Raw genomic sequence first — 25,991 nt, 5'->3', positions numbered from 1 at the left:
TTTTAACAGCAACAATATGAAACAATTAAAATTATTCCTGTTAATAGCTTGCTGTATGAATGTTGCAGCTTGTAAAAAGATCATTGATCTTTACCCGCAATCGAATCTAAATACGGGTACTTATTATGCAAACTATGCAGAAGTAAAAGCTGCATTGACCGGCTGTTACAACGGTATGCAACGTCCTCTCAATACCGAGTGGCAGTTCACAGAATTGCGTAGCGATAATTCAAAGATGGGTTCGCCGGGAAGTACGGCGGTTAATAACCGTGATTTAAGTGATCTTGATATTTTCATCCCGAATACTGCACACCAGGCATTATATACTTACTGGCTGGCAACTTATAATAATATCCGTAACTGCAATATTGTGTTACAGAAATTAGGAGTTGTATACGATCCTGCTACCGGCGCACTCACATTTCAAAATATCAATATTCCAATAAGCGAAACAGATCGCAAACAATTGGCCGGCGAAGCAATGTTCATAAGAGCTTATCATTATTTTAATATGGTCCGTTTGTTTGGTGGTGTTTTTCTCGTGCATAAGCCTGTTACTCCCGATGAATCAAAAACAATGAACCGCTCATCCGTTGCAGATATATATAAGCTCATTGAAGCTGATCTGTCAACTGCTGTAACCTCAATGAACAGTTTGCGCTTTAGTCAGATTGCGGCTGCCGATCTTGGACGGGCTACACGCTGGGCTGCAAAGGGGTTACTGGCAAAAGTCTATCTCACACTTAACCGTAAAACAGAGGCGGTTACACTGTTACAGGATGTTATCAGCAACAGTGGTTATTCATTGCAATCAACGTATGCAAATGTGTTTTCTATCACGAATGAAATGAATAGCGAAATTATTTTTGCAGTAAGGTTTAAAGCAGGTGGTTTTGGGTTGGGTTCTAATTTCGGAAATACATTTGGTCCACTTGGTACTGGTTCAACGGTTATAAATGGCGATGGGGATGGTTTGAATTATCCAACTGCGGAACTTGATACGTTAACCAATGGCGATCTGCGTAAACCCACACTTATTGGTCGCACGGTGAATGGACAACAACTTTATGTAAAAAAATATTTATTTCCTGTTGTGTTAACAGATGATGGCGAAAGCGATTGGCCGGTGCTGCGTTACGCTGATATTTTATTGATGCTGGCAGAAGCACAGGGCTATTCACAAGCGAGTCTTGATTTAATTAATGCCGTAAGACCGAGAGCAGGATTGCCAAATCTTACATTAGCAACCGTTCCCAATGTTGCGGCGTTTGAAGAAGCATTGTCGCAGGAACGAAGAGTTGAGTTTGCGTTTGAAAACCAGCGTTGGTTCGATCTTATCCGTTTTAATACAACGCTTACGACCATCAAGGTAATTCAGCGAATCAAAGATCATTATACCGATGAGTATGATGCGCATTACAGCCGTTATATTCCACCAACACCAACGCTGGCAGAATTACACAGTTATATAACAACCGACAGGTTACTGTTGCCTATTCCGCAACGTGAAATTGATACAAATACTCAATTGCAGATAACACAAAACCCAAGTTATTGAACTCGCCCTTACCATTATTTATGAAACAGCTGAACATTCTTTTCATGGCTATTTGCCTGCCGGTATTTATAAATGCTCAAAGTGCTGACACACTCACTTATAAACCTGTTGAACTTCCTGCAGGATTTACATCGCAGATGAATGTGCTATACACAACTGCTCCCAATTGGGAAGGCAAGATGGATATTTATCTTCCACCAAAAGATAAAGGGCCATCACCTGTGGTAATAAATATACATGGTGGTGGATGGAACAAAGGTGTACGGGAATCGCAAACGGGTTTCAATACATTTTTTAAAATGGGTTTTGCCGTTGCAAATATTTCTTATCGTTTAACCGGGCATTCAACAGCGCCCGCTGCTGTTGAAGATGCACGCTGTGCTTTGATCTATTTGATAAAACATGCAAAAGAATTGAACATCGATGTAAATAAAATTGTGGTGATGGGCGGAAGTGCTGGTGGTCATCTTGCATTAATGGCAGGCTTACTTGGCAATGATCATCGTTTTGATGGTAATTGCCCGGGCGTTGAAAATATTAAAGTAGCAGCTATTATCGATAAGTATGGAATTACTGATGTTTGGGACTGGGGATATGGTTCACGTATAACCAGTACATCGGCAAAGCGATGGCTGGGCAATAAAGCAACTGATCAGGCTTTTGCTGCATCTGTTTCACCAATTACTTATGTAAATAAAAATAGTCCACCGGTATTTATTGTGCATGGCGATGCTGATCCTGTTGTTCCTTACCAGCAATCAGTTGACCTGCATAATGAATTAAAACAGGCCGGCGTAAAAACAGAATTTCTTACAGTGAAGGGAGGTGAGCATGGTAAGTTTGACAAAGAACAAAATTCTGAATTGAATAAAACTATTGCAGCATTTTTGAAATCGTTGAATATCCCAATTCAATAATCCGTCGCAGGAATCACTTCGTTGAATTTCGTTCAATCAAACTCGAAGGAAGCACAAGCGTTGTATTAGATGCAATGCTGTGCTTTTTCTTTTCAATCAATGTGAAAAGAATTTCCGTTGCGTTGCGTCCAATTTCAAATGCAGGTTGCGTGATAGTAGTGAGCGACGGATTTAAGATAGGTGCTGTCTCCAAAGTAGAAAATGCCAGCACCTTCAGATCTCTTGGTATGCTGATTTTTTTTTCAAGACAAACAAGATAGATCTGCATGGCTAATTTCTCCACTGAAGCAACAATGCCATCGATCTTTTTATTTTTCTCCAACATTGTTTTCACTTGTTCGAAAATATCTTCAAGACTCGTGTTGCAATCGATCACATACTCCGGCTTTTTAATATTGATACCTGCATCCTCAAGTGAAGCCACAAAACCAGCCGATCTGTTACTGCAGATTGATAAAGCATCGGATGTTGAAAGAAACACAGGGTGTTTACATCCCTGCGCTACTAAATGTTTCCCTGCCTGGTAACCGCATTCATAATCGTTGGTCACAACTTTGGGTGCCAAAAAATCTTTAAACTCTCGATCAAAGAAAACAAAAGGAATGTTTTCATCTTTTAGTTTCTGTAAATGTGTGGCCTCTTTTGTTTCACTTGATACAGAGATCAACACACCATCCACTCTTCCGCTAAGACAATGATTCACTACTGCTTTTTCTATTTCAAAACTTTCATGTGAAAGATAAATGAGCACATGGTAATTTTTTTGAACAGCTACTGCCTGTATTCCGTTAATAGCTAAAGAAAAAAAGTTATCGGCTACCTCGGGTAATATAACAGCGATGGTTTTACTTTTTTGTTTGCGTAAACTACTGGCATATGGATTTGGCACATAGTCGAGTTGTTGCGCCATCGCCAACACTTTTTTCTTGGTTTCACTGCTTATTTCATGGCTGTCTTTTAACGCCTTTGAAACAGTAGCAATAGATAATCCAAGCTCTTTTGCCAAGGTTTTAATTGTAATCTTACTCATACCTCTATCATGTCTCGTGGTTGGGTTTACGCTGCTGCTGCAATATAAGAACTAGTGCAGATACCGAAAACGGTTTCGTAAATAAAGTGCATTAAACTAACGGCATTATCCAACAAAAAAGTGTCATTTTAACTTTTAACAATCACTAACGAATTGCATGCATATGAAACAAGTAAGCATTTTCTGCTTATTCCTGTCTTCTCTGTCGTCGCTTTTTACTACAGCGAAAAGAAGGTCTCCACTACAATTCGTCTTTTGTTTCAATCAAACATTAATCACTTCAAATAAGTTTTATGAGTAAAAACAATTTTGAGGCAGTGCCGCTCAATAACCTTGATGAATGGGAAGATGACCTGCTGAGGCGCTACCCCGATCCGGAAGCTATTGCTACTGCAAAGTCAACAGAGGAATACCGCAATTACGAGGAGCCTGCAAGAGATACGGTAAAAGAATTTTACCGTTTGAACCATACTTACCAGACTTATGATTTTGTGCAGCAGAAGCGCAAAGAGTTTCTCCAGTTCAATAAAAAAGAGATGACGGTTTGGGATGCGTTTGATTTCCTTAACCAGCTTGTTGACGATTCTGATCCTGATACTGATCTCGACCAATTGCAACACTTGCTGCAAACATCAGAAGCAATCCGTCGTGATGGCCATCCCGATTGGATGGTGTTGGTTGGTTTAATGCACGATATGGGTAAAGTGCTTTGCCTTTTTGGCGAACCACAATGGGCTGTTGTTGGCGATACATTCCCGGTTGGTTGTGCTTATTCTGATAAAGTTGTATTCCCCGAATATTTTGCTGCAAACCCCGATGCAAATAATCCTGTTTACCAAAGCAAACATGGTGTATATGAACCCAACTGTGGTTTGCGTAAGGTAGATATGAGTTGGGGGCACGATGAGTATGTTTATCATATGTTGAAAGATCATATTCCTGAAGAGGGATTGTACATGCTCCGTTATCATTCATTTTACGCATGGCATAGAGAAGGTGCTTATGATCATCTGCTTGATGATCATGATCGCAAAATGTTGAAATGGGTGCAACTCTTTAATCCTTACGATCTGTATTCAAAAAGTCCTGAACCACCAGATTGGAAAAAACTCCGACCCTATTATGAAGAACTCGTTGCAAAGTACCTGCCTGCAACACTTAAGTTTTAAAAACCATTTGAACAATACATTTCAATTCAATATTCTTTAAGCCGCTTCTTACTATAACTCTAAAACAAACTGCTATGATGCAAATTTTTAAACGAGGCTTGTTAGGTCATTATGTATTGCCTGCCATAATGGTTTTCTTCCTTGCATTTATTACAACAAATGCAAGCGGGCAACAATCGCAAGTGAGTGGTACTGTAAAAGATGAAAAAGGCGAACCGGTTGCCGCAGCCACAGTAACTGTAAAAGGCAAAAACGTTTCAACAACAACTTCAGCAAACGGAACATTTACCATTGCTGCAAAAGCAAACGATGTACTTGAGATCAGTGCTGTTTCTTTTACAACTCAGGAAGTGCGGGTTACATCAGCCGGTTCTTACGACATTACGCTTTCTGCTTCATCTGTTGCTTTAACAGATGTGGTAGTGGTAGGTTATGGCCGCAGTTCTAAAAGAACACTTTCGAGCGCCATCACGTCAATTAAACCTGAAGATCTTAATCGTGGTGCAATTGGTGACGTTGGGCAATTATTACAAGGTAAAGTGCCTGGTTTAAATGTTACTGCAAGCGGTGATCCAAATCGTCCAGCTGCAGTTATTCTTCGTGGTGCATCAACTGTAAACAGTCCGCAAGGTCCGTTTTATGTGATTGATGGAATTCCTGGTGCAGATATTAATGCAGTGGCACCTGATGATATTGCCTCAATGGACATTTTGAAAGATGCTTCTGCAACGGCTATCTATGGTAACAGGGCATCGAACGGTGTTATTATGGTTACGACCAAGAAAGGTAAAAAGGGCAGACTGCAAGCTGCTTATAATGGTTATGTAGGTTTTGAAACAGTAAGCAGCAGCTTAGATTTGCTGGATGCAGCTCAGCTAAGAGCTTATGCGCAAAAAAATAATTTTACACCTAGTACTAATGATGATAAAGGTGCAAATACAAACTGGATGAAGGCGGTACAAAAAGAATCAGCCTTATCTCACAATCATAATCTTTCTTTTAGTGGCGGTACAGATAAAAGCAGTTACAGCGCAAGTTTGAACTACCTGAAAAAAGATGGTATCATGTTGCAAAGTAGTTTGGAAAGGGTGATTGGAAGAATCAGTGCGGAGCATCATGCATTAAACGATCATTTAACATTGGGCTTGAACATGATGAGCAGCAACAGCAAAGCTTCAAATGTGCCTTTACAGAACATGGTGTTTCAGCAAGCTGTAAAGTTCAATCCAATGTCACCCATTTATAATGCTGATGGTACTTTTTTTGAAAACCCAAACAATACGCAGTATTTTAATCCTGTTTCAATTGTTAAAAATGCGATTGATGATACCAAGTATGGTTCTTTACAAGGAAACTTTACTGTTGAAGCTAAACTTCCTTTTAACTTAACATTCAATACAAACCTTGCTTACCTGCGTGGTACATGGTTGCATGGTGAATATTATAATAGTTACTATTCACGTAACTACAGCACCGGAAGTTTTTATACCAATGGCGACCCAGGTGGTGGCCGCAGCCTGCGTAATTTTTATTCCAATGGTCTTGCATACAGAGGTTACTATCAAAGCAGTTCAAAAACATTGGAATCTTATTTAACATGGGCTAAAAAGTTTGGAGCACATAACCTCAAAGCGGTGTTAGGTTACAGCTGGCAAAAGAATACCAACAATGATGGTTTGCAAACCAGCCAGACCAACTTTGTAAACGACTATACAGGTTATACTAATTTGGGTCTTGGTAACTATCAAACAGTAACTGGTTTTGCGGTAGATTATGGTGGATCTGTTTATGAAGAAACAAATTTCATTTCCGACTTCTTCCGTCTTAACTACGATTTCAACGAAAAAATTCTTGTGCAGGCTTCTATCAGAAGAGACGGTAGTTCTGTGTTTGGAAAAAACAAAGAATGGGGTTATTTCCCTGCAGCAAGTGTGGCCTGGCGTCTTTCAGAAGAAAATTTCATGAAGAATATTTCTTTTATCAATGATCTGAAGTTAAGAGTGAGTTATGGCGAAACAGGAAATGCGTTTGGATTAGGTGCATACAATGCGCAACGCCTTTACAGCAAATCCGGTACTTATTATAACAACGGTGTGTTTGCTGCGTCGTTCAGATCATCACAAGGTTCTAATCCTGATCTGCAATGGGAAGTTACAGCAACCAAAAACATTGGTTTAGATTATGGCTTCCTGAGAGGAAAGATCAGTGGGTCTATCGATCTGTATGAAAAAACCACAACGAACATGGTATTCCCTTATGCCGTTGCACAATCAATTGACCCAAGTGGGTTCTTATGGTTGAATGTTGGTAAGATCAGAAACCGTGGTGTGGAGTTTAGTGTAAATATAAATGCTGTAAGCAAAAAGAATTTTAGCTGGAATACCGGCTTTAACCTTGCCAGCAACAAAAATGTAATACTGGATTTAAAAGGACCGGAACAATATGGTGTAAATGCTGACTCTACTTATTACACACAAATTGATGGTCCTGGTACTTCAGGCAGCCGTCTCCAGATTTTAACAGTAGGTGGTGCGTTAGGTCAGTTTTATTCGTTCCAGTATGCAGGTAAAGACGCCTCAGGTAATTCACTGTTCTATAAAAAGGATAAAACAACAACCACAAATCCATCGAATGTAACGGATTACTTTTCACTCGGTAGTCCGCACGCCAAGCTGATGTTTGGATGGAACAACACGCTCCGTTATAAAAACTTCGATCTTAATTTCTTTGTAAGAAGTGTGTTGGGCAACAAGATCTTTAATGCAACACGTGCCGATCTTTCTTATGTTGTTACAGCCGGTCAAACCAATATCACTCCTTATGCAACAGATGATAAAAGAACCGATACACGTAACAATCTCTTCTCATCACGTTACGTAGAAGATGGTTCTTACCTCCGTTTCGATAATGCGACTTTAGGTTATCGTTTCAATATCAAAAATGAATACATCACTAACCTTCGATTTTATGCTACTGTAAACAACTTGTTTGTAGTAACAAAGTACAAGGGAATTGACCCTGAAATTAACCAGGGTGGTGCATCATTAGGTGTGGATTATAACAGTTTCTATCCTAAAACACGCACTGTTCTTTTAGGTGTATCAGTTGGTTTTTAACGATTAAAAAAACATTTTATGAAGAAGTATTTCAAACAATTTCTAATAGTGATAGCAGCTGGCTTAGCGATAAGCTCCTGCCATAAAATTGAGGTGAAACCAAATTCACTTTACACAGAAGATGTATTTCCTAAAACCGATGCAGAATTTCAGTCGGTGATGGGTACTATTTATACCAGTTTGCGTGGACATTATTCACTCGGTTACTGGTTTGCACAGGAACTCAGTTCAGATGAATCAATACTACCGGTATATGGTGGTAACTGGCTCGATGGACAAGGTTATATTCAATTGCACCGTCATAACTGGAACAAAGATCATGGTTGGATAACAACTGTGTGGAATGATGCCAATTCAATAGCAGGTCTTTGCAATCAAACAATGTATATTTTCAAAAATGCACCGGATGGTGATTCGAAAAATACAGCCATTGCGGAGTTAAAAACGTTAAGAGCGTTTGCTTATTGGGAACTGTTGGATATGTTTGGTAATGTGCCTTTGGATACAATTTATCCAAGCCCTGGTGTACAGGCAAAAGCTACACGTGCGCAGGTGTTCAGTTTTGTTGAATCAGAATTAAAAGCTGCACTTCCATATTTAAAAACTGCCACAGGTAGTACCACATATGGAAAAGTAACAAAATGGATGGCAAATGCATTATTGGCAAAATTGTATCTGAATGCAGAAGTGTATGCAGGTACGCCTAAGTATAATGAAGCGATAGCTGCCTGTGATGCTGTCATAGCCTCCGGTAACTTTGCAGTTGAAAGCAGAAGTACATATCTCAACCAGTTTTCTCCTACAAACGGACCGTCATTTAAAGAATTCATTTTTGCTATTCCTTACGATCCTTCTACAAGCAACGGATATTTATATCATGGCCGTTATGATCTTAATCGTAATCTTGGTATCAAGTATCGTTATTCAGGAAGTACACCGGGCAGCTATTCATTCAATCAGATCGTCATGAACCAAACATCAGGCAATGGTTTGGTGAATGCAAGACCCAGCGGTCCCCGTGCAACATTATCAAGCTTTTACAATGCTTATTTCAAAGCCGATGCAAATGACATCAGGAATAATCAATGGTTAGTAGGAAATCAGTTTTGGCCCGATGGCAGCCCGTTGATGGTGAGTACAACAAAGAAAGGGTATGATCAGTTTTATACGGGTTCCGATGGAGGTACCGCTTACACTTATCAACTGTATATCGATTCTGTCTTTTCTACCCGTCTGGATGCAGCTTCCTTGGATATGGGTAACGATGAAATTGCATGGAACATGGGCATACGCAATATCAAGTTTGCTCCCGATCCAAATTCATCAAGCCGTAACCAAAGTAATGATGCACCGATCTTCCGTTATTCAGATATTTTGTTGATGAAAGCTGAATCAATTTTAAGAGGTGGTACAGCAACAAGTGGTCACACTGCTCTTTCGTTGGTGAATATGGTACGCAGTAGTCGTACAACTTCAGCAGCATGGACTACAGTTACTCTTGATGATTTGTATGCTGAGCGTGCACGTGAATTTACATGGGAGTGCTGGCGCAGAAATGATATGATCCGTTTTGGCAAATATGAAACTTCTTATGGTTTCAAAACCAATGCAGATACTTATCGTCGCATATTCCCAATTCCTACGGCAGCAATGAACACAAATCCAAAACTTACGCAAAACCCAGGTTATCCAAATTAATTTTCTCAGTCGTTAGTTTAATAATCAATAGTTAATCACCCCGGGGTTCTCAAGCCCCGGGATTTTTCTATCTTTTATATTTATACATGCAATCACTCCTTCAACGATCTGTGTTATTAATTGCAATTCTATTGATTTGTCAATTGTTGCAAGGGCAGGTGTTGGTAAAAGATTCAACGGCATTACCAAAAGCAAATACAAAACTGATAAGGAAAGTGGGTGCTCTGCATTTTATTGCCATGGGCGATTGGGGACGCAATGGTGCCGATCATCAACTGCAGGTTGCAAAGCAAATGGGAATTACTGCCAGGGAAATAGGTTCGATGTTTACGATTGCAACAGGTGATAATTTTTATCCCAGTGGTGTTATTAGCGAATGGGATCCATTATGGAAATATTCCTTTGAAGATATTTATACTGATTTTCATTTGCAGTGGGATTGGTACCCGGTGCTTGGCAATCATGATTACAAAAGCAATCCCGATGCACAGGTAAAATATTCAACCATCAGCAGGCGATGGAAAATGCCGGCACGGTACTACTCGAAAACACTCTCCATTAATGGAGATACAACACAACAAGTGTTATTGCTGTTCATTGATACAAATCCGTTGATCCCTGAGTTTTATAAAAATGCAGAATATGGTCCGAATGTAAAAGGGCAGGATTCAACCAAGCAAAAACGATGGATGGAAAAATTGCTCAGCAACAAGTCACCCAATATTAAATGGAAAATTGTTATTGGGCATCATCCAATGTATAGCGGTGGCAGCCGTACAGAAGGTTATGATACGAAAGCTATCCGTAATACATTAAAACCGATGTTCGATAAATATAAAGTAGATGTGTACCTCGCAGGGCATGAACACAGTTTGCAACATATGCAAAGTGCTGGCAATATGCACCACATTATTTCGGGTGCAGCTTCGGAACGAACACCTGCACGTTTAATTGAAAACAGTTTGCTATCTGCTTCAGATTATGGCTTCTTTGTATTTTCAGTTACCGGAAACGAATTGTTATTTCAAGCTTTGAACGACACAGGAAAGATCATTTACAGCTATACGATCAAAAAATAAATTCTGTTTGAACCAGGCCGTAACAAATAACCAACCAACTACAGCAAGCAACAGGCTTTTATCACTTGATGCATTGCGTGGCTTTGATATGTTCTGGATCGTAAGCGGTGAAGGAATTTTTCATGGATTAGCTGCTGCCATCAAAAACAAATACGGGTTAATACAGGATAAAACAAGCTGGCAAATTGCAGCAACCGATCAGTTGAGTTTTTTTGAACGCATACTGGTGGGCATCAGCAACCAACTACATCATACAGTGTGGAATGGATTTACGTTTTACGATCTCATTTTTCCGCTGTTCATTTTTATTGCAGGAGTAAGCATGCCTTTTTCTTACAGTAAGCAATTAGGGGCAGGGGCTGATGCAAAGAAGAAGATTTATCGCTCACTCATTAAACGAACGCTTATTTTATTGTTATTAGGTATGATCGTAAATGGTCTGCTGCAATTCAAGCCGTATGATGAAACACGTTTTGCCAGTGTGCTTGGACGTATTGCGCTGAGTTGTTTTTTTGCAGCCATCATTTATCTCAATGCTTCGTTTCGCTGGCGCATAGCGTGGGTTTTATTTTTATTGATAGGTTATTGGTTGATGTTGCTGTTAATTCCCGTTCCCGGTTTTGGTGCAGGCGATTTAACTGCCGAAGGAAATTTTGCTGGCTATATCGATCGTTTATTCTTACCAGGTAAACTGCACCGCACTGTGTATGATCCTGAAGGATTACTTTCTACTATCCCAGCTATTGCAACTGCATTGCTGGGAATTTTTACTGGCGAGTTCCTGCGTTTGCAACAATACACAGCGCAAAAGAAAGCGTTGTATTTATCAGTAGCAGGATTGTTGCTTATACTTACAGGTTGGATTTGGGGTTTTATTTTTCCCATCAATAAAAATGTATGGACCAGCTCTTTTGTACTGTTCACCGGTGGATGGAGTCTTTTACTGCTTGCGATCTTTTATTTCGTAATTGATGTAAAGCAAATCAAAACGTGGAGCATGCCCTTTGTATGGTTGGGCTGCAACTCTATTTTAATTTACATGGCAGCGCATGGTGTGGTAAACTTTCTATCCACTTCCAAATTTGTATTTGGAGGCGTCATCAAACAATTTTCTCCGCAATGGAGCGAAGCATTGTTGTGGACAGGCGTTGCACTTATTCAATTTGCTGCTTTGTATTTCCTATATAAACGAAAGCTGTTTTTAAAACTATAAAACGAATAACGTACTTGCCAAATGCATAAATTATCACCAGCGGATTATATTGTCTTCTTTATCTACTTCATTGCTGTATCTGCTTATGGTTACTATATCTACCATAAAAAGAAATCGGCAACCATGAGCACCAACGATTTTTTTCTTGCAGAAGGTTCGCTCACATGGTGGGCTATTGGTGCATCACTCATCGCCTCGAATATTTCTGCTGAGCATTTTATTGGCATGAGTGGCTCCGGTTTTGCATTGGGGCTTGCTATCTCTACCTACGAATGGGCATCGGCTGCAACGTTGATTATTGTTGCGGTGTTCATTATTCCGCTGTATCTCAAGAATAAGATATATACTATGCCGCAGTTTTTGGCAAAAAGGTATAACGATAGCGTGAGTACCATCATGGCTGTGTTCTGGTTGCTGGTGTATGTGTTTGTGAATTTGACTTCCATCATTTATCTCGGTGCGTTGGCGATCTCTTCTATTTCACCTATCAGTTTCGAGTGGAGTATTGTTGGTTTAAGTGTGTTCTCCATTATTGTTACACTTGGTGGTATGAAAGTGATTGGTTACACCGATGTGATACAAGTGATCGTATTGTTGATCGGCGGATTGGTAACAACTTATTTAGCGTTGTCGTTACTTGCAGATAAGTTTGGCTTTGATGGAAATATCCTTGAAGCATTGGGTGTATTGCGTAAAGAAGCGCCCGATCATTTCCATATGATCTTTGATAAATCAAATCCGCATTACAAAGAATTGCCAGGCATGTCGGTATTGATCGGTGGTATGCTCATTAACAATCTTGCGTATTGGGGATGTAATCAATACATCGTTCAGCGTGCATTGGGTGCAGACCTTAAAACTGCACGCAATGGAATTTTATTTGCAGCATTTTTAAAACTACTCATTCCTGTTATTGCTGTGTTGCCGGGTATTACCATGTATGTGATGCATCAGAATGGTATGTTTCAGCAGGAAATGGTCGATGCAACAACAGGAGCTATCAAGCCCGACCATGCTTATCCAACGTTGATGAATTTATTACCTGCAGGTTTAAAAGGTGTAGCATTTGCAGCATTAACAGCTGCTATTGTTGCATCACTCGCAGGTAAAGCAAACAGTATCTCCACTATTTTTTCATTGGATATTTATAAAAAATATTTTAATAAAGATGCATCAGAGAAGAAAGTGGTGCGTGTGGGTCGTTGGGCTGTAATTATTTCGATGCTGGTTGCAGCGATTGTAACACCAGCGTTAAAATCACTCGACCAGGCTTATCAATTCATACAGGAATATGTTGGTTTCTTTTCGCCCGGTGTATTGGCGATATTTTTATTAGGGATGTTCTGGAAACGTACAACAGCTGCGGCCGCACTGGCAGGAGCGGTGTTAACAATCCCGATTTCTACCGTGTTGAAATTCTTACCAACATGGACAAACGGTAAATTCCCCGATTATCCATTCCTCGATCGTATGACGATTACATTTTTCCTCATTGCCATAATGATGATTGTAATAAGTTTATTGAAACCAAATAAACCAGGCGATACTCATTCAATTGAAGTGGATAAGAGTTGGTTCAAAGTATCAACTGAGTTTATAATTGGTTCGGTAATTATTTGTGGTGTATTGGTGGCATTATACACTGTGTTCTGGTAACGATATTTAATCTTTAAACTGAAATGAAGATGAACAGAAATGATTTTTTAAAAATAGGAACAATGGCTGCGCTGAGTCCGCTGTTTGTGAAAGCATCAGCAAATGATTTTACAACGCCCATTGATACTGCGTTCATGGATCGTTTGATTGCTGCAAATAATAAAACAGCAGCGCAACTGATGGAAACGGTGAAGCAGGGTAACCTGCGTTTCGGTCGTATGATCGCTTATGATATTGCAGTGCTTACAGCAGCATATTGTGCTAAAGGTTCGACCTATTATCACAATGCTGCAGTAGTGGATAAGCTGGATATTCTTGTAAAATTCCTTGCCTCTGCACAATCGGAAGATGGAACGGTGAATGTGGGTAATCTTGAATCACCACCGGATACTGCATTTCTTATTGAAATACTCGGACCTGCAGCAACCATCATGCGGAAAGATAACAGCAGCGAATTGAAAGATGTACAGCAGCAGTTAAAACAAGTGCTGTTGAAAGCAGGTGATGGATTAACTACGGGTGGTATTCACACACCCAATCACCGTTGGGTTATTTCGGCAGCGTTGGCACAGATCAATCATTTATATCCCGACAAAAAATACATCAACCGCATTAATGATTGGTTAGGCGAAGGCGTATTTATTGATGCAGATGGTCATTTTCCTGAACGGAGTGGAATTTATTCAGGTGTTGAGACTTCTGCATTTATCACTGTGGCGAGATTAGTGAATAAGTCTCAGTTGTATGCACCTGTCCGAAAAAATCTTACGATGTATCAATACTACATCGAACTGAATGGCGACTTGGTACGTAATGATTCAAGACGACAGGATCAGTACGAATATGCAGCAAGAACAAGCACTTTGTTTTACCTGCAATACCGTTTTATGGCTAATCATGAAAACAACAAACTATTTGCATCAATTTGCAAACTGATCGAATCAACAAAAGATTTTGAAAAAGATATACTCACACGTTCCTTGTTTTATTTTCTTGAAGATGAAACATTGCAGCAGCAATTGCCAACAGCAGAGGCCCTTCCTGTTCGTTACGAAAAATTATTTACCACATCGCACCTGTTACGCATTAAGGAAAAGAATACAGCAGTTACATTGTTTGGTGGCACCGATCAGCCATTGCTTATTGCATCTGGTCGTTCTAACTCACCGGATTTCTTTTCGTACAGAAAAGGTGATGCCATCTTAAAGTACATGCGCCTGTCATCGAGTTTTTTCAGCATGGGTTATTTCTACAGCGATGGTTTGCGTAAAGAAGGGCACAGTTATGTACTAAGTAAAAAATTGCAAATTCCCTACTATCAGCCATTGCCTAAAGAGAAACGCAAAGCAAATGGCGATTATAAACTATCACCAAGTATCGATGACCGTTTCTGGAATAAAATGGATTTCAGTAATCGTCCGGTAAGCAATGTAAAAACATTAGATACAACCATCCGCTTAACAGAAACAAACGGAACGGTTGAGCTTGAGTTTGATATTAAAGGAATGAAAGGGGTTCCTGTAACGATTGAATTGTGTTTCAAAGAAGACGGAAAGTTGACCGGCGTTACTGCTGCTGATGCAAACGGCAATCGCTTTCTTGAGCAGGGTACGGGTGAATATCGTTCGGGTAATGATGTAATTACATTCGGGCCCGGAGCTGTAACGCATAAACAAGTAACGAACCTGGAAGGCGAGCGCTACAGCACGCATTTTGGAACATTGCGCACTAAAGGTGAGCATGTGTACATTACAGGCACAACGCCCTTTAAACATAAACTAACATTCAGTTAGGTTGGCCGGGTTAAGAAACGGTACAAGGGATCAAACAATGATGAATATCATTAATCGGTTTGTCCAATAGTGGACTTCGTAACCCGAAGAGCAATAACTTTACCCTCGTTCAATTTTTTGCTTAGCAAAACAATCAAAAATGATGAGGGTATTTATTCTTGCCGCACTAACTGTATGCACGTTATTCAACGCTTCCGCACAACGTAAACAAATCAACATTGATGAAAACTGGAAGTTTGCTTTCGGGCATGCCTCTAATCCTGAAAAAGATTTTAACTACAGTATCAAGACCATCTTCTCTAAATCGGGTGGCGCTTTTGGTACCGCTATCGATCCACGCTTTAATGACAGCAGTTGGCGCACACTTGATCTGCCCCATGACTGGGCAGTAGAGTTGCCATTTGTGAATGTTGATAATGCAGATGTGGAAAGTCATGGTTTTAAACCTGTGGGTGGTTTGTTTCCTGCAACAAGTGTTGGCTGGTATCGCAAACAATTCAAACTGGAAAGAGCAGATTCAGGACGGAGATATCAATTACAGTTCGATGGAATTTTTCGTGACGCCAATGTGTGGATCAACGGATTTTATCTTGGTAATAATAAGAGTGGCTATGTGGGTGTGAATTATGATGTAACTGATTTCCTCCACTTCGATCGTAACAATGTGATTGTTGTTCGTGCAGATGCTACACAATATGAAGGTTGGTTTTATGAAGGTGCCGGCATTTATCGGCATGTGTGGCTCAACAGTTTTCCTTCATCACATATTGCAACGGATGGAGTGTTTGCTTACGCAAGCATCAATGGCAACAAGGCAACATTGAATGTTGAAACAAGTATCATCAACGGATATGGTGCTGCAGGCAATTATTCAATCGCAACTTATCTCACCGACAGAGCAGGAAATAAAATTGCTGCTGCAAAAGAGCAGGCTGTCGCATTGAATATGCTCGAAGAAAAGTCGATCAAGCAAACTATTGCAATCAACAATCCAACTCTTTGGTCGTTGGAGAATCCATATCTCTATCGTGTAATAGTAGAGTTAAAACAAAATGGAAAAATCATCGATCAGCAGAAGCTGCGTTTTGGTTTCCGCACCATTGATATAAAAACGAATGGCGTTTTTCTCAATGGCAAACACATAAAAATTTACGGCACCAATAATCACCAGGATCATGCAGGTGTTGGTAGTGCACTGCCCGATTATCTCCAATACTATCGCATTGGGTTATTGAAAGAGATGGGCATAAATGCATATCGTACGAGTCATAATGCGCCAACACCTGAATTGCTTGATGCATGTGATAGTTTGGGAATGCTGGTGATGGATGAACAACGTTTGCTCAACAGTGGTGCCGAATACATGGATCAGTTTGAACGTTTGGTAAAACGTGACCGCAGTCGCACTTCTGTGTTTATGTGGAGCATCGGTAATGAAGAAGGTTGGATACATACCAACTCTTTCGGTAAGCGTATTGCAGAAACATTCATTGCTAAACAAAAGCAACTCGATCCTACACGCACCTGTACTTACGCAGCTGATTTACCGAATGTTTATAAAGGAGTGAACGAAGTAATTCCTGTACGCAGTTTTAACTATCGTCATTTTGCTGTTGCAGATTATCATAAAGATCATCCCGATCAACCGATACTTGGTACTGAGATGGGAAGTACGGTAACCACACGTGGTGCATTGGAAAAAGATTCCATTCGTGCTTACGTACCAGACCAGGATATCAGTGCACCGTGGTGGGCGAGTAAAGCAGAAGATTGGTGGAAGCTTGCGGCTCCCAATGATTTCTGGCTCGGTGGTTTTATATGGACGGGTTTCGATTACCGTGGAGAACCAACGCCCTACAAATGGCCGAACATCAATTCGCATTTTGGTGTGATGGATGTGTGCGGCTTTCCGAAAAATATTTATTACTACTATCAAAGCTGGTGGACAGATAAAGATGTGCTGCATATCTCTCCGCACTGGAATCATCGTAACGAGTGGGGACAACCGAAAAAACAAATTGATGTTTGGGTAAACAGCAATGCTGATAACGTGGAGTTATTCCTCAACGGAAAAAGTTTAGGTAAAAAAGATATGCCACGTAACAGTCACCTGCAATGGAAAGTAGAATTTGAACCCGGCAAACTGGAAGCTGTTGCATTTAAGAATGGTAGAAGATTGACAAGCAAGGTTGAAACAACAGGTGTACCAGTTGAAGTGGTATTGACACCGTACAAAACAACGATGCTTGCTGATGGTAAAGATGCAGCGGTGATGAATGTATCTGTTGTTGACCGTGAAGGAAGAGAAGTGCCCGATGCCAACAACATGATCTATTTTAAAGTGGAAGGCGATGCAAAAATTATTGGTGTGGGTAATGGTGATCCCAGCAGTCATGAACCAGATAAATGTGCAGATGGTTTATGGCAACGCAGTTTGTTTAATGGTAAATGCCAGGTAATTATTCAATCAGGTAAAAAGGCAGGTATTTTTAAAGTGGAAGCAAGTGCGAAGAGTTTATTTACCGGTTCAACCGACGTTATCACTGTTGATCCGGTTAAGGCAGCGACTGTTACCATTGATGAAAAATATAAACTGAAAGGAGAAGCTGCTAAGCCAAGAGTAGTTGATCAGATGATTGGTGCTGATATTTCATTCTTACCTGAGCTTGAAGCAAGAGGTATGAAGTTTTCCGACAAAGGTGTGACCAAAGATGCGATCGAGATCATCAAAGATCATGGTATCAACTATGTTCGTTTGCGCATCTTTCATGATCCGGCACAGGACAGTGGTTATTCACCGAAGAAAGGTTTCTGCAATCTGGATTACACCAAGCAAATGGCGAAGCGTGTAAAAGCTGCAGGATTAAAACTGTTGCTCGATTTTCATTACAGTGATTACTGGGCCGATCCCGGTAAACAGTACAAACCTGCTGCATGGAAAAACCTTTCGTTTGAAGAGTTAAAGAAAGCCTTGTACGATTATACGAAGATGGTGATGGAAGAATTGAAAGCACAAGGCACATTACCTGATATGGTGCAGGTGGGCAACGAGATCAATCACGGCATTGTATGGCCCGATGGAAATGTGGCCAATATGGATCAGCTGGCGCAATTACTTTGTGCAGGTACAGCTGCAGTAAAAGCGGTTGAACCCAAAACACAAATGATGTTGCATGTAGCACTGGGCGGACAAAACAACGAATCGGTTTTCTTTATTGACAACATGATTGCACGTGGTGTTCATTTTGATGTGATTGGTCAGTCGTATTATCCGAAATGGCACGGTACATTGGCTGACCTGGAGAATAATCTTAATGATCTTATTCGTCGTTATAATAAAGATATAATTGTCGTAGAATACTCAGCATTAAAAGAAGAAGTAAACAAGATCGCTTTCAGCTTGCCAAAGGGAAAAGGGAAGGGCACCTGTATTTGGGAGCCCCTCAGCACATGGGAACAATTTTTTGACAGGGATGGTAAATCAAATAAATACTTATTGCTTTATGATGAGATGAGTAAAAAGTATTTGAAGAAATAAAAGAAAAAGGAGCATCAAACAATGCTCCTTTTTTGTTGCTGTAATAAGAAGTCACGCCACCAATAACCGCTGTCTTTGATAGTACGTAGTTGTGTATCAAAATCAACATGTATTAACCCGAACCTTGCATTGAAGCCTTCGCTCCATTCAAAATTATCCATGAGCGTCCATGCAAGATAGCCGTTGATCTTTACACCTTCCTGTTTGGCCTTGTAAACAGCAGCGAGGTATTGTTTAAAATAGGCAATGCGTTCCATGTCATGAACAGATCCGTTTTTCAACATGTCTTTAAAACAGGCACCATTCTCCGTGACAATAATTGATTTTACACTTCCATAATTCCAGTAACGTTTCAACAAACGGTAAAATGAATCAGGATTAATTTCCCAACCCAATGCTGTATGCGGTGCTTTTCTTGATTTGGCCGTTACTTCATTTGCCTGCACGTATGGTATGAGTGCATTGTGCTTTACCGTTATAGAAAAATAGTTCTGCAAACCAATAAAATCAAAATCGAATTGCATGCGCTCTGTATAGCGCCATGCTTTTGTTTTCAGGTGGAGCTTATCGATCAAAGCAAAATCTTCATTTGGATAATTGCGACCTAGCGTTGGTTCAATAAACAAACGGTTGAGCAAGATATCTAACCGCTTTGCTGCTTCCACATCTTCTTTTTTATTTGAGAGTGGTACTACTTCGCTGCAGGAAAAACTTGTTCCGATGATTGCATGTTTCACATGCTTGCGAACTATCCTTCCGCCCTCTGCCTGTGCAAGCACAGCATTGTGTATCGCCGGAAAAAAATATTCAAGTCCTGTCTTGCCCGGCGCATGTTTACCAAGCATATAACCAAGCGAGGTAAAGCCCATGGGTTCATTAAGGATCATCCAGTGTTTTACTTTGTCACCAAATTCTTCAGCACAAAATGTAGCATAGCGTGTAAACCATTTTTGCATGTGCACGCTGGTCCAGCCGCCTTCTTTTTGCAAAGTTTGTGGCAAATCCCAATGATAAAGTGTAGCGAAAGGAATCAAACCAAGTTGCAGGCATTCATCAATCAAATGATGATAAAAAGCAACACCCTCTTTATTCACCTTGCCAATACCATCAGGAAATATCCTGCTCCATGAAAAGGAAAAACGAAAAACAGAAAAGCCTAATGCTTTTACCAACAGCAGATCATCTTTGTAGCGAAAATAGAAATCACAATTCTCTGTTGGTTTAGCACTGCCTTTTATTTTTCCCTGTCTTCGTGCAAACACATCCCAGATGGAAGGGCCTCGACCGCCGGCGTTCCAGGCACCTTCGTTTTGTGCAGCCGCAATAGCCACACCCCATAAAAAATCTTTACCAAATGAAGAAGCGGAGGGTAAGTGCAAGAGGATTTTTAGCGAAGTTGTGTGTTGTGCATGAACTGAATGTTAACAATTATACAATCAGTTCTCTTTTATTGCAGGCCAGTTGGCGTCTGCTTTTTTGATATAATTCTCTACATCTTTATTCCACACCTCTCTTACCTGTAAGTTGTAGTTCAGATAAAGTTTGCCGTTAATAATGCTCCATGCATCAGGTTCTGTTTTTGCTTTGTAACCACGTGATGAACCATAGGCACAATAGCCACCATACTGTGGTGCATATTTCTCGGGGTTTGCTTTGAACAATGCAGCGTGTTCTTTTGTAGAAAAAAACCATTTGTTTTCCTTCCAGGTTACGCTGTAATCTTCATTACCTTTTACGGGTTTACTTTCTGTAAAATAAGCCACTACATCATAGCCATTAACAGCAATATTGTTTTTGGAAAAGATCTGTTTTTGCTGAGCCGTTACGTATGTTGAAAGAAATAATCCAAAGGTGGTTAGCAAAAGAATTTTTTTCATTGTTCAGAAATTTTGAACAAATCTACATGGCTCATCAGAATGAAAAGGTCGTGCAGCTTACAATTGCGGAGAAGAAATCAAAACACAAGCAGGAACGAACTTCCTTCGCCTTCTTTACTTTGTACCCGAATATTCCCTTTGTGCAGTAACATAATCTGTTTGCACAAACTCAACCCAATGCCGCTTCCGTTTTTTCTTGTGCTGAAGAAGGGGATGAAGATCTTGTCTAATATTTCAGCCGACATACCACTGCCGTTGTCCGATACTTTTATCACGGTTTTACCTGTTGAAGAAGCGCTGGCGGTAAGTATGATCTGCGGATCAGTTTTATCTTTTACCGCTTCAATCGCATTCACCAGTAAATTGATCAATACCTGCTCCAATAAATTAACATCGGCCTCTAAGGTGATGGCAGGATCTTTTAGAATAATATCCAGTTCAATTTGTTTTTGCTCGAGAGTTGGCTGCATCAACTGGTTCAGATTTTCAAACAAATCTCTCACCAGTATTTTTTTACTGTTGAGTGTGGTGATCTTATTCAGGTTGCGGTAGGTTTCTGCAAACTTGAGCAAGCCTTCACTTCTTCGTTGAATCGTTTCAATGCCCAATGCAAGATCATCAACTGAACCTTCTTTGTTTTGAAGATGTGCAACACTTTCATGCAACCTGTTCTTTAATGTTTCTGCAAGCGATGAAATCGGCGCAACAGAATTCATGATCTCATGTGTCATCACACTCAACAATTTGCGCCATGCTTCTGCTTCATTTTCATCCAAGGCTTCATTTACGTTTTGAAAGGCGATCAGTTTAAATGTTTGATCATCGGTTTGAAAAGCAGTGGCAGAAAGTAAAACTTTAAAACTGGTCTTATCGGTTGTTGCAGTTGCCAGTTTGCTATCGCCGGTTTTAATATTGATCGCTTCCTTGTATAATCCTTCATCTCTTTTCTCCAATGAATGAATGGTTTTTAAATAGGGAATGCCCATCATCCGTTTAAATGATTCATTCATCCACACAATTTCACCCGTATCAGTTTTGTAAGAAAGAATGCCGGTATCAACAAGCTCAAGTATTTTCTGTAAGTAAACGTATTGCGTTTCTTTTTCCCTGCTGATGACTTTGAAGGTAGTGTTGATCTCATTAAATCCTTCACGCAGCGGTTGTAATTCAGCAGGTGCTTGTTTTACGTTAAAGTACCGGGAGAAATCACGGTAGTGAATAGACTCTGCGAATTCTTTTACTTCATTCTGTGCTTTGTTAAGCAATTGATAGAGATCGTAGAATTGGTAAATGAGTACCGGTGCAAGCAAAGCAACGTATATATAATAGTCTTTCAGCAACAGCCAACTCAAAAGAAAGAGCGTTACAAAAAGTAAAACGATCCTAATTGCTAATCTTGATTCGTAACGTTTAAACATTTGTTTTTGATCAGTGTTTAATTCTTCCAGACAATCGTTGCTTAAATATCATATTTTGTTAATCGCCGGTACAATGCTGTTCTTGTTAAGCCAAGTTCTTTTGCAGCCTTCGTTATGTTGCCGCTATGTTTTTCGATAACACGAAGAATGGTGTTCTTTTCCATACTGCTCAGTTTCATATCCTGTTCTTCTTCTTCAGCCTGCATGCGTGCTGTTTCAATAGGCGAAAAAATCAGATCGCTTGCAGAAAGGGTATCGCCTTCTGTCATGATCACTGCCCGTTCAATACTGTATTGCAGTTCACGCACATTGCCGGGGAAAGGATGTTCCACCAGTTTATCAATTGCTTTCTTATCTAACTGAATATTGGGCTTAATATATTTTTCTGCATACATTGTTACATAATGCTGCGCCAGCAATGGAATGTCTTCTTTTCGTTTGCGTAATGGGGGTAATGTAATTTCAACGGTGTTGATACGATACACGAGGTCTTTCCTGAAACGGTTTTCGTTGGCCAGTTCAGCTAAAGGAAGGTTAGTGGCGCAAATCAAACGAATATCAACAGGTATTGGTTCGTTGCTTCCTAATTTAATGATCTGCCTGTTTTGTAAAGCAGATAACAATTTTGCCTGCTGCTGCAAACTGATGTTGCCAATTTCATCTAAGAACAATGTACCACCATTTGCTGCTTCAAAGCGACCGATGCGTTCTTCTCTTGCATCGGTAAATGCTCCTTTTTTATGACCGAATAATTCACTTTCAAACAGAGTTTCTGTTAATGCACCTGCATCAACTTTAATAAATGGTTTGTTTGCTCTTAAAGATTGTTGGTGAATAGCATGTGCCACCAAATCTTTACCAGTACCGTTCTCACCAAGTATCAGCACATTGGCATCTGTGGGTGCAATTTTTTCGATCTTCAAAAAAATATCTTTCATCGCTGCACTTTCACCAATAACTGCTTTACCTGCAGTGGCGGGTGAAATAAGATTATCAGCAGATTTGCTCGCTTCTTTTTTATTTAATGCTTCACGAATAGTGGTGATAAGTTTTTCGTTGTGCCAGGGTTTTATCACAAAATCGGCAGCGCCCTCTTTTAATGAGCGAACCGCAAGATCAATATCACCATATGCCGTGATCATGATCACCGCAGGGTGTTGTGTTTGCTCTTTAATTTTTTTCAACCAATACAATCCTTCGTTACCTGTGTGTATGGTACTGTTGAAATTCATGTCGAGCATGATTAGGTCGAAGATTTGTTTCGCCAGCAAGTGACGAATATTTTCGGGGTTCTTCTCTGTTACCACTTCTTTTGCTTCTGTTTTCAACAGCAAGCGTACGGCCGTAAGAACATCCGTGTCATCATCAATGATCAGTATGCGAGCGTTTTTTAAATTCATTCTTTTTGTTTCGATCGTACTCTTTATTTCCATAGCAGTACGTTCACCACCACAAGTTTACCATATTCGTAAAGTATTGACAACTAATTCTAAACAAAAATCCTGTCAAGTACCTACTGTATCGAAACCGGACAGTGGTTGTATCAAAACCGGACACTTTTAAATTGTTGATTCCGGAAGTTATATGAAAACCAATGTCTTAAGCCATTGGCACGGTGTTATAGGTTAATGCCTGTTCTCAATTGATTTCTTTGGTTTTAAAAGTTACCCTGGTTGTAACATCGGGGTAACTTTCAACGTCAAGAGAACAGTTTTTAAAAACATTACAGGAAATATTTTTACATGGACAGAGTTATTGAAAAGAAGAAATGGAATTCGAAACGCATACTTACAATTGCGGGTATTACAGCTATTGTTGCATTGATAGCTGCAAGTGTTTATTTCACATCAGGGAAATCGAAGTTGAATGTAGATACAGAACGCATCACCATTGGTGAAATTAAAACAGCAGCCTTCCAGGAATTTATTACGTTGAATGGTGTGGTGTTACCCGAAAGCACTATTTACCTCGATGCCATGGAAGGCGGAAGGGTAGAAGAAAAATATGTGGAAGATGGAACCATGATGACCAAAGGTCAACCTATTCTTCGCTTATCAAATACTGACCTTGAACTGCAGCTCGCCAACCAGGAAACACAGGTGTTTAATGTGTTAACCCAAATGCAGATCAGTAAAAATAATGCAGAGCAAAATTCTATTAACCGCCAGAACCAGGATGCAGAAGTTGACAATGCATTAAAAGAATCAGAACGTGTGTATGTGCTGAATAAGAAATTGTATGAACAGAAAGTTATTGGCATGCAGGAATATCAAAGCAGTAAGAATTTATACGATTACCAATTACGTCGGAAAAAGTTAACTGAGCAGATTATGAAGACTGATGCAACGAGTATGAAGCAGCAGGTTGGGCAGATGGGTGAAAGTTACCAGCAAATGAAGCGTACGCTTGCATTGATGCGTAGAAAAGTGGGTGATCTTATTGTTCGTGCACCTGTTGATGGTCAGTTAACGTCACTTGATGCAGAGATTGGTGAGAATAAAAACAAAGGTCAGCGTCTAGGTCAGATTGATGTAATGAGTGGCTATAAAGTTCGTATTGATATTGATGAACATTATATCAGCAGAGTGTTTGCTGGGTTGCTTGGGAATTGTGATGTTGCAGGGAAAACTTACCAACTCAAAATTAAAAAGGTATACACGCAAGTAACCAATGGTCGTTTCCAGGTTGATATGGAATTTAATGGCAAGGTGCCTGAAGGTATCCGTCGTGGACAAACATTGCAGGTGCGTTTGGCATTGAGTGAAGAAACACAGGCAATTCTTTTACCGAAAGGTGGCTTCTATCAACAAACAGGTGGTAACTGGATATTTAAGCTGAATGAAAATGGAACTGTTGCTTACAAGGTAGATATTCAACTTGGTCGTCAAAATCCTGACTACTATGAAGTATTGAGTGGATTGAAACCCGGTGACAAAGTAGTGACAAGCAGTTATGAGAACTATGGTACTATGCAGGAATTAATTTTAAAGAAGTAACAATGAAAAAGCAATTCATTTTATTTATCGCCTTCTTGCTGGTTTGTTTGCTGGCAACAACATCAGCTGTTGTAAGTAACCATCGCACATGCAGGCTTGAACAAAAAGATGCACAACGGCAACAGCCCAGCGAGTTTGTTGTGCCTGGCCCGTTAAACTATTTCCAATTGTAAAAAAATCACATCAATGATAAAGATCACCAATCTAGAAAAATTTTATCGCACAGAAGAAGTAGAAACTGTTGCATTGAATAAACTGTCAATGGAAGTAAAGGAAGGAGAGTTTGTGGCTGTAATGGGCCCAAGTGGTTGTGGCAAATCCACCTTATTGAATATTCTTGGTTTGCTTGATGATCCCGATGGTGGAAGTTTTATGTTCAACGGTATTGAAGTTGCAGGCTTCAACGAAAGAAAACGTGCCGATTTGCGTAAGCGTAATATCGGTTTCGTGTTCCAGAGTTTTAACCTTATTGATGAGTTAACCGTTTACGAAAATGTTGAATTGCCATTGATCTATTGCAATATAAAAGCAGAAGATCGTAAGAAGAAAGTAGAAGAAGTGCTGGATAAGATGCAGATTATGCACAGGCGTAATCACTATCCCCAACAGTTGAGTGGTGGCCAGCAGCAACGTGTAGCTGTTGCAAGGGCAGTGGTGAATAGTCCTAAGCTTATTTTGGCCGATGAACCTACTGGTAATCTTGATTCATCAAATGGTAATGAAGTAATGCAATTGCTTACAGATCTTAATGAGCAGGGCACTACTATCATTATGGTAACACATAGTGAACACGATGCAAAATACAGTCACCGGATCATTCGTATGCTCGATGGACATTCGGTTACTGAGAATATACTGGTTTGAGAAAGTCATTAGCCAAATAGCCATTAACCACAATCATTCGTTGTCTTTTGCCAACCATTAAACCTTGTT

At 40.0% G+C, this 25,991-nt stretch carries 18 protein-coding genes; 13 read left to right on the top strand and 5 right to left on the bottom strand.

Annotated features, from left to right (window positions below):
• Window positions 1–16 precede the first annotated feature (16 nt).
• Together ACO1QW_RS08015 and ACO1QW_RS08010 are read left to right on the top strand one after the other, a co-directional pair.
• Complete coding sequence (locus ACO1QW_RS08015) at window positions 17–1,558, top strand: RagB/SusD family nutrient uptake outer membrane protein (RefSeq protein WP_486257374.1); 1,542 nt, start codon at window positions 17–19, stop codon at window positions 1,556–1,558.
• Window positions 1,559–1,578: 20 nt separating this feature from the next.
• Complete coding sequence (locus ACO1QW_RS08010; protein WP_486257372.1) at window positions 1,579–2,475, top strand: alpha/beta fold hydrolase; 897 nt, start codon at window positions 1,579–1,581, stop codon at window positions 2,473–2,475.
• A 13-nt stretch (window positions 2,476–2,488) separates the two neighbouring features.
• On the opposite strand, the gene ACO1QW_RS08005 is transcribed toward ACO1QW_RS08010, so the two are convergent.
• Window positions 2,489–3,505 carry a LacI family DNA-binding transcriptional regulator gene (locus ACO1QW_RS08005; protein ID WP_486257369.1) on the bottom strand — a complete coding sequence of 339 codons (1,017 nt, stop codon included), beginning with the start codon at window positions 3,503–3,505 and terminating at the stop codon, window positions 2,489–2,491.
• 293 nt (window positions 3,506–3,798) lie between these two features.
• Here ACO1QW_RS08005 and ACO1QW_RS08000 point away from each other — a divergent pair, with 293 nt between their 5' ends.
• From ACO1QW_RS08000 to galA, 8 genes are all read left to right on the top strand, one after another.
• Complete coding sequence (locus ACO1QW_RS08000) at window positions 3,799–4,674, top strand: inositol oxygenase family protein (protein ID WP_486257368.1); 876 nt, start codon at window positions 3,799–3,801, stop codon at window positions 4,672–4,674.
• A 74-nt stretch (window positions 4,675–4,748) separates the two neighbouring features.
• Entirely contained in the window at window positions 4,749–7,790 is a 3,042-nt protein-coding gene (locus ACO1QW_RS07995) for a SusC/RagA family TonB-linked outer membrane protein (RefSeq protein WP_486257366.1), read from the top strand.
• 18 nt (window positions 7,791–7,808) lie between these two features.
• A complete protein-coding gene (locus tag ACO1QW_RS07990; RefSeq protein WP_486257365.1) occupies window positions 7,809–9,488 on the top strand; it encodes a RagB/SusD family nutrient uptake outer membrane protein in 1,680 nt (559 codons plus the stop codon).
• An 86-nt stretch (window positions 9,489–9,574) separates the two neighbouring features.
• On the top strand, window positions 9,575–10,567 hold the full coding sequence (locus ACO1QW_RS07985; RefSeq protein ID WP_486257363.1) for a metallophosphoesterase: 993 nt from the start codon (window positions 9,575–9,577) through the stop codon (window positions 10,565–10,567).
• Window positions 10,568–10,574: 7 nt separating this feature from the next.
• Window positions 10,575–11,780, top strand: a complete 1,206-nt coding sequence (locus ACO1QW_RS07980; RefSeq protein ID WP_486257361.1) for an acyltransferase family protein — start codon at window positions 10,575–10,577, stop codon at window positions 11,778–11,780.
• Between the two features lie 21 nt (window positions 11,781–11,801).
• Window positions 11,802–13,436, top strand: coding sequence for a sodium/sugar symporter (locus tag ACO1QW_RS07975; RefSeq protein ID WP_486257359.1), 1,635 nt, complete (start codon window positions 11,802–11,804; stop codon window positions 13,434–13,436).
• Window positions 13,437–13,465: 29 nt separating this feature from the next.
• Window positions 13,466–15,229: an META domain-containing protein gene (locus tag ACO1QW_RS07970; RefSeq protein ID WP_486257357.1), complete on the top strand. Its 1,764-nt coding sequence runs from the start codon at window positions 13,466–13,468 to the stop codon at window positions 15,227–15,229.
• Between the two features lie 139 nt (window positions 15,230–15,368).
• Complete coding sequence (galA, locus tag ACO1QW_RS07965) at window positions 15,369–18,767, top strand: beta-galactosidase GalA (protein ID WP_486257355.1); 3,399 nt, start codon at window positions 15,369–15,371, stop codon at window positions 18,765–18,767.
• Between the two features lie 14 nt (window positions 18,768–18,781).
• Here galA and ACO1QW_RS07960 read toward each other — a convergent pair whose 3' ends face one another.
• The 4 genes from ACO1QW_RS07960 to ACO1QW_RS07945 form a co-directional block, all read right to left on the bottom strand.
• On the bottom strand, window positions 18,782–20,146 hold the full coding sequence (locus ACO1QW_RS07960) for a GH1 family beta-glucosidase (RefSeq protein WP_486257353.1): 1,365 nt from the start codon (window positions 20,144–20,146) through the stop codon (window positions 18,782–18,784).
• 57 nt (window positions 20,147–20,203) lie between these two features.
• Window positions 20,204–20,644, bottom strand: coding sequence for a YHS domain-containing (seleno)protein (locus ACO1QW_RS07955; RefSeq protein WP_486257351.1), 441 nt, complete (start codon window positions 20,642–20,644; stop codon window positions 20,204–20,206).
• Window positions 20,645–20,721: 77 nt separating this feature from the next.
• A complete protein-coding gene (locus tag ACO1QW_RS07950; RefSeq protein WP_486257349.1) occupies window positions 20,722–22,062 on the bottom strand; it encodes a sensor histidine kinase in 1,341 nt (446 codons plus the stop codon).
• Window positions 22,063–22,103: 41 nt separating this feature from the next.
• Window positions 22,104–23,462, bottom strand: coding sequence for a sigma-54-dependent transcriptional regulator (locus tag ACO1QW_RS07945; RefSeq protein ID WP_486257347.1), 1,359 nt, complete (start codon window positions 23,460–23,462; stop codon window positions 22,104–22,106).
• Between the two features lie 342 nt (window positions 23,463–23,804).
• Here ACO1QW_RS07945 and ACO1QW_RS07940 point away from each other — a divergent pair, with 342 nt between their 5' ends.
• The 3 genes from ACO1QW_RS07940 to ACO1QW_RS07930 are packed head-to-tail and all read left to right on the top strand — an operon-like array spanning window position 23,805 to window position 25,922.
• Window positions 23,805–25,058 (top strand): efflux RND transporter periplasmic adaptor subunit, encoded by a 1,254-nt coding sequence (locus tag ACO1QW_RS07940; RefSeq protein WP_486257345.1) that lies wholly within the window; start codon window positions 23,805–23,807, stop codon window positions 25,056–25,058.
• Window positions 25,059–25,060: 2 nt separating this feature from the next.
• Entirely contained in the window at window positions 25,061–25,231 is a 171-nt protein-coding gene (locus ACO1QW_RS07935; protein WP_486257343.1) for a hypothetical protein, read from the top strand.
• Window positions 25,232–25,244: 13 nt separating this feature from the next.
• On the top strand, window positions 25,245–25,922 hold the full coding sequence (locus ACO1QW_RS07930) for an ABC transporter ATP-binding protein (RefSeq protein WP_486257341.1): 678 nt from the start codon (window positions 25,245–25,247) through the stop codon (window positions 25,920–25,922).
• Window positions 25,923–25,991: the final 69 nt, after the last annotated feature.

The sequence above is a fragment of the Lacibacter sp. genome (assembly GCF_057361365.1).
The sequence above is the reverse complement of the archived record's forward strand: the minus strand, read 5'-3'. Positions and strand labels throughout refer to the sequence as shown.